The sequence below is a fragment of the Salinibacillus xinjiangensis genome (genome assembly GCF_009649735.1).
In the GTDB taxonomy this organism is placed as follows: domain Bacteria; phylum Bacillota; class Bacilli; order Bacillales; family Alkalibacillaceae; genus Salinibacillus; species Salinibacillus xinjiangensis.
Window position 1 is genome coordinate 127,932 of record NZ_WJNH01000005.1, and the last position, 16,876, is coordinate 144,807.

General features: G+C 39.3%; 14 protein-coding genes. 2 read left to right on the forward strand and 12 right to left on the reverse strand.

All coding sequences use genetic code 11. The annotated features are described in order from the left end of the window. Positions 1-21 precede the first annotated feature (21 nt). From GH754_RS09165 to GH754_RS09200, 8 genes are all read right to left on the reverse strand, one after another. Positions 22-1,308: a dihydrolipoamide acetyltransferase family protein gene (locus GH754_RS09165; protein ID WP_153728427.1), complete on the reverse strand. Its 1,287-nt coding sequence runs from the start codon at positions 1,306-1,308 to the stop codon at positions 22-24. Between the two features lie 83 nt (positions 1,309-1,391). After that, on the reverse strand, positions 1,392-2,375 hold the full coding sequence (locus GH754_RS09170) for an alpha-ketoacid dehydrogenase subunit beta (RefSeq protein ID WP_153728428.1): 984 nt from the start codon (positions 2,373-2,375) through the stop codon (positions 1,392-1,394). 15 nt (positions 2,376-2,390) lie between these two features. Then, positions 2,391-3,383, reverse strand: coding sequence for a thiamine pyrophosphate-dependent dehydrogenase E1 component subunit alpha (locus GH754_RS09175; RefSeq protein WP_153728429.1), 993 nt, complete (start codon positions 3,381-3,383; stop codon positions 2,391-2,393). Between the two features lie 45 nt (positions 3,384-3,428). Continuing rightward, entirely contained in the window at positions 3,429-4,850 is a 1,422-nt protein-coding gene (gene lpdA / locus GH754_RS09180) for a dihydrolipoyl dehydrogenase (protein WP_153728430.1), read from the reverse strand. Between the two features lie 26 nt (positions 4,851-4,876). Beyond that, a complete protein-coding gene (gene buk, locus GH754_RS09185) occupies positions 4,877-5,965 on the reverse strand; it encodes a butyrate kinase (protein ID WP_153728431.1) in 1,089 nt (362 codons plus the stop codon). Between the two features lie 59 nt (positions 5,966-6,024). Then, the gene (locus GH754_RS09190) at positions 6,025-7,119 is read right to left on the reverse strand and encodes a Leu/Phe/Val dehydrogenase (RefSeq protein ID WP_323741940.1); all 1,095 of its coding nucleotides are present in this window, start codon (positions 7,117-7,119) and stop codon (positions 6,025-6,027) included. Positions 7,120-7,134: 15 nt separating this feature from the next. Further along, the gene (gene yqiS / locus GH754_RS09195; RefSeq protein ID WP_153728432.1) at positions 7,135-8,043 is read right to left on the reverse strand and encodes a phosphate butyryltransferase; all 909 of its coding nucleotides are present in this window, start codon (positions 8,041-8,043) and stop codon (positions 7,135-7,137) included. Between the two features lie 134 nt (positions 8,044-8,177). Then, positions 8,178-10,250, reverse strand: a complete 2,073-nt coding sequence (locus GH754_RS09200) for a sigma 54-interacting transcriptional regulator (protein WP_153728433.1) — start codon at positions 10,248-10,250, stop codon at positions 8,178-8,180. A 140-nt stretch (positions 10,251-10,390) separates the two neighbouring features. On the opposite strand from GH754_RS09200, the gene GH754_RS09205 reads away from it, so the two are divergent. Beyond that, on the forward strand, positions 10,391-10,609 hold the full coding sequence (locus GH754_RS09205; protein ID WP_153728434.1) for a DUF2627 domain-containing protein: 219 nt from the start codon (positions 10,391-10,393) through the stop codon (positions 10,607-10,609). Between the two features lie 30 nt (positions 10,610-10,639). On the opposite strand, the gene GH754_RS09210 is transcribed toward GH754_RS09205, so the two are convergent. Together GH754_RS09210 and GH754_RS09215 are read right to left on the reverse strand one after the other, a co-directional pair. Then, positions 10,640-11,992, reverse strand: a complete 1,353-nt coding sequence (locus GH754_RS09210; protein ID WP_153728435.1) for an aspartate kinase — start codon at positions 11,990-11,992, stop codon at positions 10,640-10,642. A gap of 179 nt (positions 11,993-12,171) precedes the next feature. After that, on the reverse strand, positions 12,172-12,912 hold the full coding sequence (locus GH754_RS09215; protein WP_153728436.1) for a CBS domain-containing protein: 741 nt from the start codon (positions 12,910-12,912) through the stop codon (positions 12,172-12,174). 185 nt (positions 12,913-13,097) lie between these two features. Here GH754_RS09215 and GH754_RS09220 point away from each other — a divergent pair, with 185 nt between their 5' ends. Next, complete coding sequence (locus tag GH754_RS09220) at positions 13,098-14,597, forward strand: response regulator transcription factor (protein WP_153728437.1); 1,500 nt, start codon at positions 13,098-13,100, stop codon at positions 14,595-14,597. A gap of 37 nt (positions 14,598-14,634) precedes the next feature. On the opposite strand, the gene GH754_RS09225 is transcribed toward GH754_RS09220, so the two are convergent. Together GH754_RS09225 and GH754_RS09230 are read right to left on the reverse strand one after the other, a co-directional pair. Further along, positions 14,635-16,476: an AMP-dependent synthetase/ligase gene (locus GH754_RS09225; RefSeq protein WP_153728438.1), complete on the reverse strand. Its 1,842-nt coding sequence runs from the start codon at positions 16,474-16,476 to the stop codon at positions 14,635-14,637. Between the two features lie 36 nt (positions 16,477-16,512). Continuing rightward, positions 16,513-16,857: an SCP2 sterol-binding domain-containing protein gene (locus GH754_RS09230; RefSeq protein WP_194841321.1), complete on the reverse strand. Its 345-nt coding sequence runs from the start codon at positions 16,855-16,857 to the stop codon at positions 16,513-16,515. Positions 16,858-16,876 lie beyond the last annotated feature (19 nt).

Below are 16,876 nucleotides of genomic sequence, written 5' to 3' on the forward strand. Positions count from 1 at the left end.
CTCCTGGGTTAAACAAACCGATTAATAAACGGATGTATTGTCCTTTGACATATTTTCTAAAATATCCTTTAGTCGTTTTAAGAAGTTACCGCAGATTAACCCATCCAAAACACGGTGATCTAAGGATAAGCATAAATTAACCATGTCACGAGCAGCAAACATACCATTCATGACAACTGGTTTTTTCACAATGGATTCTACCTGTAAAATTGCAGCTTGTGGATGATTAATGACACCCATCGATTGAACAGAGCCGAATGAACCAGTGTTATTTACGGTAAAGGTTCCACCCTGCATGTCATCAGATGCCAGTTTGCCACTGCGAACTTTACCAGCAAGGGAATGAATTTCTTTAGCAATCCCTTTAATACTCTTCTCGTCTGCATGTTTAATAACAGGGACAAATAATTCATCATCCTTGGCAACTGCAATCGATAAATTGATGTCCTTGCGTTGAATAATTTTATCTTCTGCCCATGTACTGTTTAATTGAGGGTATTCCTTCAAGGCTTGGGCTACTGCTTTTACGAAGAAAGAAAAGAACGTTAAGCTGAAGCCTTCCTTTTGTTTAAAATCATTTTTAATACTGTTACGATACTCCACCAAGTCCGTTACATCTACCTCTACCATCATCCATGCATGTGGTATTTCTTGTTTAGAACGAACCATGTTTTGGGCAATGGCCTTTCGTATACCTGTAACAGGAATTTCAACGTCTCCCTCATTGGTTTGTACTGGAGTTGATTTGGATGGTGCAGGTGTAGGAGCTGATTCCCTTTGAGCCTTTTTAACCTCTGTTGGCTTAGTATCACTCTTTTCAGCCTGCGGTTTCGGAATATTGCCGCTCTCAATTACTTTTTCAATATCCTTCCTTGTTATACGGCCTCCACGTCCTGTACCTTCAACTTGATTTAAATCAATATCATGCTCCTGAGACATCCTTAATACAGCTGGTGAATAACGTTTCTTCATGGATTGATCTTTGTCTTTTGTTTCAGTTGTTTGTTCAACGTTAGAAGATGCTGATTCCTCCTTGTTTTGCGATGCGGATTCCTCAGCACTTCCGCCTTCAACATCGATATAACACATGAGATCTCCAACTGAAATGGTTTCGCCCTCTTGTGCTACAATTTCTTTAATTACGCCTGTGAATGATGAAGGTACTTCGGCATTCACTTTATCAGTCATTACCTCTGCGATAGGGTCATATTTGTTGACTTGATCGCCTTCTTTCACAAGCCACGTGCTTATTGTTCCTTCTGTTACACTTTCCCCTAACTGAGGCATATTAATTTTTTCCCGGGCCATTTTATCCCTCCTTTATCAATCTCGAACTTATCTCTTGCTCTAGCGCTGTTTCCCTCAGAGGCATAAAGCCTCTTTAGATTTTGTTAAAATTCAGCTAAGTCTCTCATTGCTTTTTCGACCTTTTCTGGATTAACCATAAAATACTTTTCCATTGGTGGTGCATATGGCATAGCTGGTACATTTGGCCCTGCCAAACGCTTGACTGGTGCGTCTAAATCAAACAAACAATTCTCCGAAATTATAGCAGATACCTCACTCAAAATACTGCCTTCTAAATTATCCTCTGTTACGAGTAAAACCTTTCCCGTTTTTTGAGCCGCTTCAATAATGGCCTCTCGATCTAATGGATAAACAGTACGCAGGTCTAATATATGTGCAGAAATCCCTTCCTCGGCTAGCTTTTCCGCTGCTTGTTGTGCGAAGTGGACACATAAACCATACGTAATGACAGTAATGTCCTCTCCTTCTCTCTTAACATCTGCTTTACCAATTGGAAGGACATAATCCTCATCTGGCACCTCACCTTTAAGCAAACGGTAGGCCCTTTTATGTTCAAAAAATAAAACTGGATCCTCATCTCGAATAGCTGCTTTTAGCAAGCCTTTCGCATCATAAGGTGTTGAAGGCATAACAATTTTTAGACCAGGTTGATTCGCAAATACGGCCTCTACAGACTGAGAATGGTATAATGCACCATGAACACCGCCTCCATATGGGGCCCTGATCGTGATCGGACAATTCCAGTCATTATTGGAACGATAACGAATCCTTGCTGCTTCTGAAATTATTTGGTTCACAGCTGGCATGATAAAATCAGCAAACTGCATTTCTGCTATTGGACGCATTCCATACATCGCTGCTCCAATGCCAACTCCTGCTATAGCAGATTCAGCAAGTGGTGTATCAATTACACGTTCCTCACCAAATTCATCGTAAAGACCATCTGTAGCCCGAAACACACCGCCTTTTTTTCCTACGTCCTCTCCTAAAACAAAAACCTTTTCATCACGAGTCATTTCTTCTTTCATGGCTTGTGTAATAGCCTGAATATAAGACTTTACTGGCATTACGCTCTCCCTCCTTTACTCTGCATACACATGCTTAAGAGCACTTTCCGCTTCAGCATATGGTGCATTTTCCGCATAATCAGTAGCTTCATTTACGATTTTGTCAATTTCAGAATGAAGCTCCTTTTCTTTATCCTCGGTCAAGATTCCATTTTCTTTTAAATAAGATGCAAAGGTAAAAATAGCGTCCTTCTTCTTTGCTTCTTCCACTTCATCACGTTCACGGTATGCACGATCATCATCATCACTAGAGTGAGCTGTTAGACGATAGGATACTGTTTCAATTAATGTTGGTCCCTCTCCCTTAACAGCCCTTTCTCTCGCTTGTTTCACTGCTTCATAAACGGCTAGAGGATCATTACCATCAACTGTAAATCCTGGCATTCCGTAGGATTGAGCGCGGTCTGATACTTTTTCAGAGCCTAGCTGCTTTTCTACTGGAACAGAAATTGCATACTTATTATTTTCAACCATTGTGATGACCGGTAATTTGTGGACACCGGCAAAGTTTAATCCCTCATGAAAATCCCCTTGGTTAGAAGATCCTTCCCCAAGTGTTACAAATGAGACAAAGTCCTTTTTCTCCATCTTAGCTGCCAAGGCTATACCCACTGCATGGGGTACCTGGGTTGTAACTGGCGAAGATCCAGTTACAATACGGTTTTTCTTTTGCCCAAAGTGTCCTGGCATTTGCCTTCCACCTGAGTTTGGGTCCTCTGCTTTCGCGAAGCCAGAAAGCATTAGCTCTTTCGCTGTCATCCCAAACGCTAAAACAACTCCCATATCTCGGTAATATGGCGCTGCATAGTCTGCTGTTCTATCGAGCGCAAACGAAGCCCCAACCTGAGCTGCCTCCTGTCCTTGGCACGAAATAACGAATGGAATTTTACCAGCACGATTTAATAGCCACATTCTCTCATCAATTTTTCGAGCAAGTAACATCGTTTTAAACATTTCCATCACTTGCTCATCCGTCAATTCTAATTCCTCATGACGATTCTTAGCCATTATAGTCCCTCCTTTAGTAAACTAAACCAATCTATCAAAACACAATTAACCATGAATTTGCTTGCCATCTACTGCTAATGCAGCCTCACCAATGACCTCTGATAAAGTAGGATGCGGGTGAATGGTTTCGGAAATTTCCCATGGTGTTGCATCTAAAACTTTTGCAAGTGCTGCTTCAGTAATCATATCGGTAACATGTGGTCCAACCATATGTACTCCTAAAAGGTCATCTGTTTTTTGGTCAGCTATTACCTTCACAAAACCATCTGTTTCCCCATGGACTAATGCTTTCCCAACAGCTTTAAAAGGAAACTTGCCGATTTTAACGTCATATCCTTGTTCCTTTGCCTGTGCTTCAGTTAGCCCAATGCTTGAAACCTCTGGATTGGAATAAATACAGGTTGGTACAGATGTATCTGTCAAAGGATGTGGCTGTTGATTTGCCATATGTTCAACAGCTGTGATTCCTTCGTGCGAAGCCACATGTGCTAGCTGCATACCTCCAATGACATCACCAATTGCATAAATGTGAGATTCTTTCGTTTGATAAAATTCGTTGGTTTGAATGATACCTTTTTCGACTGCTATATCGGTGTTTTCTAGGCCAATATTTTCAACATTTGCAGCACGCCCTACAGAAACGAGCATGCAATCGGCTTGATAACTTGCTGTGTCATCATTTAGCTCAGCCTGAATCTGAACTCCATTTTCTCTCGTCAACGTATCAGGCAAGACCTTTGCACCTGTTACAATCTGAATGCCTTTTTTCTTCAGTAATTTTGTCATTTCCTTAGAAATGTCTTCATCTTCGGTTGGTAAAATACGGTCTAGGAATTCTAATACCGTAACCTCCACCCCGAAGTCAGCGAGCATAGATGCCCACTCGATTCCAATCACTCCACCACCAACGATTACGATGGATTTTGGTAATGTTTCCATTTCTAATGCTTCATCTGAAGTCATTACGTATTGTCCATCAATATCCAAGCCAGAAAGTGACTTCGGCTTCGATCCGGTCGATATTAGAACATTTTTCGGAATTAGCATCGTGTTTTCTTCGCCATTGTTCATTTCAACTGAAATAGTGCCAGGTATAGGAGAAAATATACTTGGTCCTAAAATACGGCCAAACCCTTCAAATACATCAATTTTGCCTTTCTTCATTAGACCCTGTACACCCTTATGTAACGTGTCTACAATCTTTTCTTTTCGCTCTTGTACCTTTGAGAAGTTTACCTTAGCCGAGCCAAGTTCAATCCCATAGGTATCAGCTTCTTTGGATTGACGGTAAACTTCAGCACTTCTAAGTAATGCCTTCGAAGGGATACATCCCTTGTGCAAGCATGTTCCACCTAATTTTCCCTTTTCTACAACTGCTACTTTCAGGCCAAGTTGACTTGCTCTAATGGCAGCAACATAACCACCTGTACCTGCACCAAGTACCACTAAATCGTATTCTTCAGCCATTAAGACACACTCCTTTCAATCGCAAACTAGGAAGGATTCGGATATTCTTTTGCTTTCTCCTCACCTTTCAATACTCGCAAAGAACCTTCAGTTAAAGCTTGAAGTTCATCTTCACCTGGATAGGTAAGAACATCTGCAATCCATTTGACCCGTCTTTTAATGAGACTAACAAATTCTTTTCCGTATGCTAATCCGCCGGTCAGGACAATCCCATCCACTTCTCCATCTAATACAACTGCCATACTACCAATTTCCTTAGCTATTTGGTATGCCATGGCTTCATATACTTTTTTTGCTTTCTCATCCTCTTGGGCAATTTTCTTTTCGACCTCGATTGCATCATTGGTTTGCAAATAACCCATTAATCCGCCTTGGCCGACAATTTTTTTCATTACCTCATCGATAAAATATTCCCCGCTAAAGCACATGGAGATCAAATCTCCAGCCGGGACAGTACCTGCTCTTTCTGGTGAAAATGGGCCGTCACCGTGTAGACCATTATTTACATCCACGACCCGTCCCTTTTTATGTGCACCAACGGTTATTCCTCCCCCCATATGAGTTACTATTAAATTGAGATCATGGTAGCTTTGTTTTAAATCATTAGCGGCTTTACGAGCTACAGCCTTTTGGTTCAGTGCATGGAAGATGCTTTTTCGCGGAATTTCAGGTACACCGGAGTATCTAGCTATTTCATCTAATTCATCTACTACAACCGGGTCCACGATAAATGCTGGAATATTTAGACCTGTAGCAATTTCCTTCGCTAAAATACCTCCAAGATTTGAGGCATGCTCCCCATTTAACCCCTCCTTTAAATCTTGAATCATTTTGTCGTTCACATGATAGGTTCCACCTTCAATGGGGCGCAATAAACCACCGCGCCCACAAACCGCATCAAGTCTTGAAATATTAATTCCTTCATAATCTAACGTCTCCAAAATGATTTGCTTTCGAAACTCGTATTGGTCGATCGTTCGGTTATACTGAGCCGTCACCTCTATAGAATGACGAATGGTTTTTTCAAAGATACACTGCTCATCATCAAAAACACCAATTTTCGTAGAGGTAGAACCTGGATTAATCACAAGTATTCGATATTGCTTTTGTTGCAAGATTCAAAACCTCCATATTCTCTTGTTGTACACTCCATACGTAATAGAAGTTTAAAATCTTATCGTCTCGAAATGATGTGATGTTCATTTTGAAGGAATGTACTTCTAGATTTGTTTAAGCCATTGATTCTTTCTTCAGCCATACGGTCTGCTGCAACATTCGTTGGAATGGAATCTCGTCTCGAGATTTCGAAGACCTTGGCAATGTTATCGTATATTTTTTCAATTCGGTTCATAGCTCTTTCTCGATTATACCCATAGAGCTCGTCGGCTACATTGATTACACCACCAGCGTTAATCACGTAGTCAGGAGCGTAGACAATCCCTTTTTCGTATAAAGCCTCACCATGTCTTGATTCTGCTAGCTGATTATTGGCAGAACCTGCAATCACCTTAGCTGATAAACGAGAAATGGTATCGTCGTTAACGGTTGCGCCTAAAGCACATGGTGCATAAATATCACATTCCACATCATATATATCGTCTGGATCAACAGCTTTAGCCCCGAAGTCATCCACTGCTCGTTGAACAGCTTCCTTGTTAATATCAGTGACAACTAGCTGTGCACCCTCCTCGTGTAAATGTCTGCATAGGTGGTAAGCTACATTCCCAACACCTTGAACTGCTACTACTTTTCCTTCTAAAGAATCTGAGCCAAATGCTTCATTAACGGCTGCTTTCATTCCTCGATATACACCGAATGCAGTTGCAGGTGATGGGTTACCTGATGAACCAAAAGCAGGTGAGATACCAGTAACAAAATTTGTCTCTTGGTATATGGTATCCATATCCTGTACGGTTGTCCCTACATCTTCTGCTGTAATATAACGGCCATTTAACCCTTGAATATAACGTCCAAAGGCGCGGAACATCGCCTCATTTTTATCCTTTTTCGGATCCCCTATAATAACTGTTTTTCCTCCACCCAGGTTAAGGCCAGCTGCTGCATTTTTATAAGTCATTCCTCTAGATAAGCGTAATGCATCAATAATAGCGTCCTCTTCTGTATCGTAAGTCCACATTCTTGTACCTCCAAGGGCTGGCCCAAGGGTTGTATCGTGAATGGCAATAATGGCTTTTAAACCAGATTCTTTATCCTGACAAAAAACAACTTGCTCATAATCATACTCTTCTAAATAAGTAAAAAGTTCCACTCTAAATTCCTCCTCTTATTTGGTGTTCGCGGTTAAAACAGATAAGACAATAGAATATAATTTACTCTCATGTGAATCAGCTCGAGAGGTTAACACAATTGGGGCAGCTGCCCCACTAATCACAGCAGCCACTTTGGCATTAGCAAAATACATAAATGATTTATATAAAGCATTACCAGTTTCAATGGATGGAACCATTAAGATATCTGCTTGACCCGCAACATCTGAATGGATCCCTTTCTCTTTAGCGGCTTTTTCCGAAACGGCATTATCAAACGCTAAAGGACCATCAACTATACATCCCTGTATTTGTCCCCGTTTTTGCATTTGCGATAGGGCTGCAGCATCCATTGTAGATTGCATTGCGGGATTCACTACTTCAACAGCTGCAAGCGCCGCAACTTTTGGCATATCAATATCAATTCGATTAGCCACATTCGCTGCATTTTGAATAATTTGTGCTTTTTCCGAAAGACTAGGAGCTATGTTCATGGCTGCATCGGTTAAAAGAATTAGACGATTTTGGTTTGGAACTTCGAAAACAGCAACATGACTTAATACTCTGTTTGCCCTTAGTCCATACTCTTTATGAAGAACTTGCTTTAAAATTTGCTTGGTTGAAAGATTCCCTTTCATTAGTACATGGGCTTTTTGATCATGCACTTTTTGTACGGCTAAACGAGCCGCTTCATCACCATCATCAGTATGAACCAACTGAATATCATTCGATGGAAGATCTAATTCTATTTCAGCCGCATATTTTTGAATAAGCTGTATATCTCCGAACAATATAAATGTAGATACCTGTTCTTCAACTGCACTTTTTACAGCCATTAACACTTCACGATCTGCAGCCTGTGCAACAGCTACAACTGACTTATGGTTTTGCTGGTGCAATTTTTCAATCATTGCTGTTAGTTTCATCATCTACCACCTTTAATTCTTTCAATATCAACATGCCCCACTATACCTTAATGCAAAAAACATGCCAACTTTTATTTATGAAAACGCTTTTATAATTGTGGAAAAGTGCGAGCATTTTTTTGCATATATGAAATTTATTGCATGTTACTTTTGTCAATTTTATGCTTGTCTAATTTATAGTAAAGGTTACGAATCGAAACTCCTAACCTTTTAGCTGTTTCGGTTTTGTTAAATTGGTTCGCCTCGAGTGCAGCAAGCAGGACCTCTTTTTCATATGCATCTACCGCTTCCTGAAGCGAGAGTTTTTTCCAATCGACAGAAATATCTTCTTGTGGTTCACTCTCATTTTTGGCAGGCTCTCCAAGCTCTGGTATATGACTAGACAGAATTTGATCTTCATTGTGACTCATATAAATCATTGCCCGGCCAATAATGTTTTCCAATTCACGCACATTTCCCGGAAAATGATAGGCTTTTAGTAAACCGATTGCTTCATTACTGATGGACTTCACGTGACGTCCGTAATCCGAGTTCAGTTTTTGAATTAAATGATTCACAAGTGCAGGTAAGTCATCCATCCGTTCTCGTAAAGGTGGGATGTAAATAGGTAGACGATTAAGACGATAATATAAATCCTCTCTAAATTCCCCTTTCATGATGGCCTTTTCCAAATTTACATTCGTAGCCGCGATAATTCTTGTATCGATAGTTACAGGCTTCGTCCCCCCCACACGTACAATCTCGCCCTCTTGGAGTACACGCAGGAGCTTGGCCTGCATACTAAGGGAAAGCTCACCAATTTCATCTAAGAAAATACTGCCATAATTAGCTTCCTCAAAATACCCACGTTTTCCACCTTGCTTTGCACCTGAGAAGGCCCCTTCTTCATACCCGAATAATTCACTTTCCAATATAGATTCTGCAATTGCTGCACAGTTTACCCGTATAAATTTGTTATGTCTTCTATTGCTCTCGTTGTGTATCGCGTGAGCAAACAGCTCCTTACCAATCCCTGATTCACCTCGTAACAATACGGTTGCAGGGGTTTTGGCACCCACTTTCGCTTGCTCTAGTGCAATATTCATTTCGGTTGATTCCGCAATAATATCATCAAAGGTGTATTTCGCTTCAAGGTTACGTATAATTTGTCGCGCCCGCTTCAGTTCACTAGTAAGCGACTGGATTTCGGAAACATCATGAATGACACCAACGCTCCCCTTTAATTTCCCATCAACAATCACAGGGGCTACATTCACAATGACATCTTTGTTAGCCGGGCCAACCTTCATATGCACACCTCTAACGGCTCTACGTGTTTTCAGAACCCTTAAGTGCATACTCTCTCCTTCTGAGATATCTGCGGTCGCAGGCTTCCCAATAACATCCTTTTCCGTTAAGCCAGTAATACGAGTATACGCTGGATTAATCATCAACCCGTTTCCTTTTTCATCGACAACCGATATGGCCTCATCAGAAGAATGAATAATGGCCTCTAGCATTGTTTTAACTTCTTTCAGGTCAGTTATTTCTTCGGCTAGATTCACGACCTCCGTTATATCTTTAAAAACGGCAAAAGCACCAACAGCATCCCCTGCCGAATCAGTGATTGGGATACGGGTCGTAATGATCTTCTTTCCATTATTAAGGATTAATTTTTGATTAACTTCTTTCCTCTTAACATTAAAAACATGAGGAAGTCGAGTAGTAGGTATGATGTGTTCAACAGGCTGGTCGATTATTTCTACTTTCTTTTTCCCCAATATTCGCTCTGCACTCTTATTGGCAAAGGTTATCCGGAAGTATTCATCAATGACAATCATGCCGTCATGGATGGCATCCAGGATAAACTCTCGATCTTTCGTTTGATTTTTTAGTTCACTTAACAATTCCTCTTTTTCATCGAGTAACTGTGAAGTGATAAATGCAACCGCACCTGGAATAACAACTGTTTCCTGATGTTTTTTAGTTAAGATTTCTTGATAGACTTGTTCATTACCGGTGGCTTCTATAATAATGTCAATGTCTCTATGCAACCAATCTTTAAAACTCGTACCAGTTTCAACATGATATTGCTTGGCAAGCTCAAGGCCGGGTGCATCTGGATTGATGTCCACTATACCCGAAACGTTTAATACGTCCGATTCGGCTAAAATTTTAAGAGTAGCCGTTCCACCTTTACCTGCCCCAACTATTAAGACATTTTTCATGATCTCCCACCTTTTTGCAAAAACTTGCATATATTCATCATATAGAATAATGTACATGCTTGCAATAATTTTCATAGATGTTCATGGGGACTCGCTCTGGTATACTATGCTTAGTGAGTTACTTAAAAGGAGAGCAAAATATGGGACGTTTAATTGCATTACTCATATTAATCATACCTGGTATAGTTGCTGCAATTGGGATTAAATTAATGAGGGATGCCCTATTTAACGAGGTTTCCGCTATATTTAATCATTTAGTATTGCAATTTATTTGTGGTCTTATTTTCTTCATTGTGGGATTAACCTTTATCGGGGGATTTATTTTACACAGAGACCGTAAGAGAAATTTAACTCAATAAGAAAGACGAGGCAATCGCCTCGTCTTTTTATTATGATTCAAAAAATTCTTCATATAAAGATTGGACTGCTCTTTCCATTGCTTCTTCCTTAATACCAAACATCACGGAAACTTCTGATGAACCCTGGTTGATCATTTCTATATTCACACAAGCGTTAGCAAAGGCTTGGGTAGAGCGACTTGCAACTCCATAGGTGCTATTCATGCCTTCTCCTACAAGCATAATCATCGCTAAATCACGCTCAACTGCAACCATATCTACATCAAGCTCATTTTTAATTCTTTCAATCACAACCTGCTCTTTCTCAAGCGGAAGCTCATCCTCTCGAATAATAACCGACATATCGTCAATACCTGATGGAGCATGTTCAAAAGAGATTCCCTCATCCACTAAAATTTGCAGTAGATTTTTTCCGAAACCGATTTCTCTATTCATCAGATATTTACTGACATAAAGACTCAAGAATCCTTTATCACTAGCAATACCTACAACCGTGCCAGTTGAGCCTTGTTCACGATTAGAGACAATCATTGTGCCTTCTTTTTCCGGATTATTCGTGTTTTTAATACAAACAGGTATCTTCGCCTTAAAGGCTGGAATTAAAGCTTCATCATGGAAAACAGAAAATCCAGCGTAGGACAACTCTCTCATCTCTTTGTATGTCAATTCTTTAATTTCTTTTGGATTATCTACAATAGTAGGATTGACACAAAATACAGAATCAACATCTGTAAAGTTTTCGTAGAGTTTCGCCTTGACACCTGCTGCTACAATCGCCCCTGTAATGTCAGAACCCCCACGCGGGAATGTTGTTAACTTTTGGTCTTTTGTATAGCCAAAGAACCCTGGAATAATCATAATTCCATCATGGTTTCTTAGCTTTGCTAATAACTCATAGCTCTCGTCCAAAACCTGGGCACTGCCCGGTTCATCACTAACGATAATGCCCGCATCTCTTGGGTTCATATATGTAGCTTTTTTCCCCAAGGATTGCAGATAAGCGCTTAGGATTTTTGCTAAGGAATCCTCTCCCATTGCCTTCAGAGCATCTAACCGGTTATCTTCTAAACGATCATCATGTAAAACAGTATCAATTGTTTCTTTAATATCATCTAAAATAGATTCAGATAATGATAGATTTTCGATCATCGTTTGAAATCTTTCAACGATTTTAGCTTGAACCTCATCTACGGGTTGGGCATTGACAAATCTTTCTCCCAATTCAACGAGTAAGTCGGTTACCTTAATATCAGAACTGTACCGTTTTCCAGGTGCGGATACGACAATAAATTTTCGGTCATCATCGCTCATAATAATTTGAGCTACTTTTTTAATCATAGAAGCGTCTGCAACAGAGCTCCCACCAAATTTTGCTACCTTCATCTTTTCACCACTTTACTTTGATTTTAATTACATTACTTGATTTATATATTACTATATTCTAACACGTATGCCTTGAATTATTAATTACCGTTTATCATGAAAAAAAAAGACTGAACCTCAAATCAGTCTTTTTCAAACTAAATATCTGTATTTTCTAAGAAATCCTATTACATTCTTTATCAAGAATTTGATAATAGCGAAATTGATGAATGTTCAATCTTTACTAAATCCCAGGAAGAAATGATTCCCTTCGGAGCTGAATCTTGATTTCCATCCTCTGTTATTAAGACGGCCTCTAGCTTTTGTTGTTTTTCGTAGTGATTCTGGAATGCTTCTTCCACATCATAAATCGTTTGGTCGTTGGATAGACAGGCTACATTTCGTAATTTTTCATCCTCCAGAATATCATTGGCTGTTACTCCTTTTAAAGAGACAGACATATCTCGTATATGCTTTGAAAACCATTTAGCGATGCCTCCCTCCGTTAATAACCCTTTAAAGTGGTCTCCTTCATATATAGGAAACTGTGAATATCCATGTTCTTCAATCGTTTCTAAAATTTTAAGTAACGAGGAATCTTGTCTAAAAAACACTACAGGCTGAGAAGCAATTGATATGGCCTTCGGTGGATTTTGAAGGATTTTACTAATTTGCTCTATATCCTCTACAACATCCAAATGTGGCTCAGCTATATAATATTGATCATCAATTCGTTCATGAACAATTGCGTTACGTAATTTTGCATATTGCTTTAATTTATAATAATTCGCATTTAACACTCCATACTTCCCTCGGTTTTCCTGCAGTAAATCGACAAATCGATCTGTCTTTATATTTTTGGAGAATTCCTTGAGTAATGAATGAATTTGATTAAATGCAATTTCAAATCGTTCTACATGATCGAGATTTTTATTGGGCATAATCAGTCACCTTTTAACAAAGTACTCTTACGTTTATTGTTGGATGTTAAACGAATTATTATCCATAAGGGTAGTAGCAATACACATAAATAGTTCTTCCAAAGAATATGGTTAGACTGAAATCGTTAATAATTATATAATTACATTATATTAGAATTTTCTGAATTAAGGAGGGGAGTATCTACATGTCCAACACACTGCATAACCAAATGGATGAAATCTTTAACAATGGTTTTGAAATCATTCGAACACATAAACAGGCTATAATAGATGAGTGGAATACGATTTTGCTGCATCTCCGGAAAGCCGGGAAAAGTTCGGGGAAAAGCGTTGAGGATACGATTACATATTTATCTGAGTTTTTCTTTAATTCGTCAAATGATAACAAAAGAAACGTGAAAAGTCTTACCTCAAATTCTACTATTCAAACTAATCCATTCATCATGACATTATTAGAAAATGCTGTCCATAAGGTGATTCAAGCCAACCATAGATATTCCTACCATGAACATCAAGCGATCCAATATTTATTTTCTAATATTAGTGAACAAATTCTCACTTCAAGTGACCAGCATCGATTTGAAATCGAACATTTTCTTAAGCATCTGGTAACCTCACAGCAGCTTCCCATTGAATGGGCTGCCAAAGTACATGGAAACAGGAATCAATATACAGTTGAAAAATGGTTCCATCAAGACGATGACGAGATGTTATTTAACTATCTACCTATTGAACAGAATTCCATTTATAGCTTAACAGAGGCTATACTGAAGCAATTACCTAAAAAAGAACAACAATGCCTAAATGTTATTCCGATACCTTATCAGGATTACACTCTATTAATATGTATAACGCAAAAGGAAAGTTCACATATTGTCTCATTCCTTACTTATTCGTTACAAATTTTTCAGGATGGCCTTCACTCCATTAAAGATGCTAATGAGAAACAAAAATGGAAGGATTCCGTCATTATGTTTAATGAAACGATTATGCGTGCCCAAACATATAGTGAGGCAGTCGAGTATATTACAGCGGGGTTTGTTCGTTACCTACCTTTTGAACGGTGTGCACTATTTTCCTATTCTCTAAATGAGCAGATGGGGTTTGGATTATTTGGGCACCAATTAGATAATTCAGCCATTCAAAATATAACCGAAGACATTCAAAACCTGCCGATCATTCAAAATAACCTACAAATTCTTCAGTTATTTGGACAAAATATGAATTATTTACAGCCTGTTTATATTGAGGATGCGATGATGGGTTTTCCTAAGGAGTATGTGGAGCAATTTGAATTGAATTCAGTGGTGGTAGCACCTATTTTTACAACCTCCACGAGTAAATTATTAGGTGCTGCAATTCTTGATCAAGGGCCAGGACAGTCATTCGAGATATCAGAAAAAACCTTTTCCGCCCTGATTAAGTTTGGACAAAGTGCAGGAGAAATTTTAGCTAAATATGATAAACCACACCTAGAGCAACCTAAACCATCATTATCCTTGTCACCTCGTGAAATAGAAGTTCTAAAACTAATGGCAGAAGGTGCATCCACTAGTGAAGCAGCTGATGAGCTTAACCTAAGTGAATACACAGTACGGGATTACGTATCCGCCATTATGCAGAAAATGAAGGCTAGAAATCGGACCGAAGCGGTTGCGCGAGCAATAAGGGAAGGGCTCATTTAGATGTATAAAAGGAGCATAGAGGAATTGCTCCTTTTATCTATCCCTCTACGGTTGCTACAGCTTCATCCTGCGATTCAGAAGTAACCTTGTAGGCATCTTGAATGAACTCCTTATATTTTTCTTCTATCACTTTCACACGAACCGATAGTTTTGGTGTAATCTCTCCACCCTCAACAGTCCATTCATCCCCGACAATTATCGTTTTCTTTGGCTTTTCAAAATCGGCAAACGAATGGATGAGTCTCTGAACCTCTTGATCAATTAGCTGTTTTACTTTTGGATGCTGACTCAAATCATTTCGATTTTCAAAGTTTATTCCCATTTTTTCTGCCCAAGGACGTAAATTTTCAAAATCTAAATTTATGATACAAATAATATATTTTTGCTGATCCCCCAATACAACAGATTGTTCAATAAAACTACTTTCATTCAGCATATTTTCGATTGGCTGTGGTGCTACATTTTTTCCAGTTGAGAGGACCAATAGTCGTTTTTTTCGATCAATAATTTTTAAATATTGCTCTTCATCAAATGTGCCAATGTCCCCTGTTTTAAACCACTCACCCTCGAAAGATTCCTTTGTTGCTTCTTGGTTATTGTAGTACCCTTTCATTACACTTGGGCCTCGTACCAATACCTCTCCATCATCCGCAATACGCACATCTAAATTGGGTAGTACCTTTCCGACAGTTCCCGCTTTAGCTCTTAGCATAGGGTTTGTGGATATTACTGGAGTTGTCTCAGTCAGACCGTAACCCTCTAGAATCGGGATATCCAAGGCCCAAAAGAATTTGGCGATTTCCGGATTTAATGTTCCTCCACCTGAAACCATTCCCCTAAGACGCCCACCTAGTTTTTCTTTGACCTTTTGATAGACTAAGCGATTGGCTCGTTTCCATTTACGGGCTAATTCCTTTGGTAACGCATCACTTAAAATTAATTCATGGGCAGGTGCATGCAAATAATACTCATAGCGTTCTAATCCTACATTTACTGCCCAATTAAATATTTTCTTTTTAACAGCGGAACCGCTTTCAATTTCATCCAATACCTTTGTATAAACCTTTTCAAATAACCGAGGAACACTAGTTAAAACCGTTGGACGGACCTCCAATAAATTATCCTGTATGGTATCAATGCTCTCAGCATATGCGATAGTAGTACCAACAGAAAACTGCATATAATGTCCCGCCATACGCTCGAATACGTGTGATAGAGGTAAATAGGACAAGGCCACATCCTCTGGCATTAGTTCAATCAGCCAAAATTGTATTGCTTCTATGTTAGCTAAAAAATTGCCATGTGTCAGCATTACACCCTTTGGCTTTCCAGTCGTCCCTGATGTGTGAATGATGGTAGCTAACTGTTCACGTGTTATTTTGCTAAACCCGTCTTCCCAATTTAATAATAAATGCTCTAATCCATCCTTTTCTAACTGATTAAATGAGGATGCTTGGTCAGCATAAAGGGAATCTTCTGGATACATGACAAAGCTATGTTCTACAATATCACTGCTCAAAACTTTTTCTAATTGCACGCGGTCTTCCACAACTGCAACACGAACATCTGCATTATTTAAAATATAAGCAACCTGGTCTGCAGGTAGCGTTGGGTAAATTGGAACACTGACAGCACCTAAACTTGCTACTGCAAAGTCCGTTATTCCCCACATAGGATTACTATTTGATATGATAGCCACCTTATCATCTTGTTTAATTCCTAAATAAGCTAGGCCGGATGCGACATATTTTATTTTTAGCCAGAATTCTTCATACGTTATGCTTTGATACTCCCCATTTTCTTTCCACATAATGGCTTCCTTCGATGGGAAACGTTCAACAGTACGCCACAACATTTCCACTAAATTATTCGGTTTCATGAATAAACCTCCTGTAATTTGGAAATCCAGGACAACTCAAAACGTAAAGGAATTCAATACGGATTGTAATTTAAGCGCCATCCCCATATTTCCTTTAATCTTCAGCTTCCCTCCCATAAAGGCTGCTGTTGGATTTAAAGTACCTGCAACCAAATCTCTAAAATGAGCTTCTTTAATGGTTAATGTTACTTGAGGGTCCTTTTCTTGACCTTTGAGGGCTCTAGGACCTTCTTCATCTATAATCATCTGGTAGGTTTCACCGTGATCCTTTATATGAAACTCGTAAACTCCTTCTTTCCCCTCCGTAACAGCTGGCGCCGATTTCAAAGCCGCATCAATCATCTGAAATACCTCTTTTAAGCTTGGTTGTTCATTTGTCATCGTCATCCCTCCCCATATA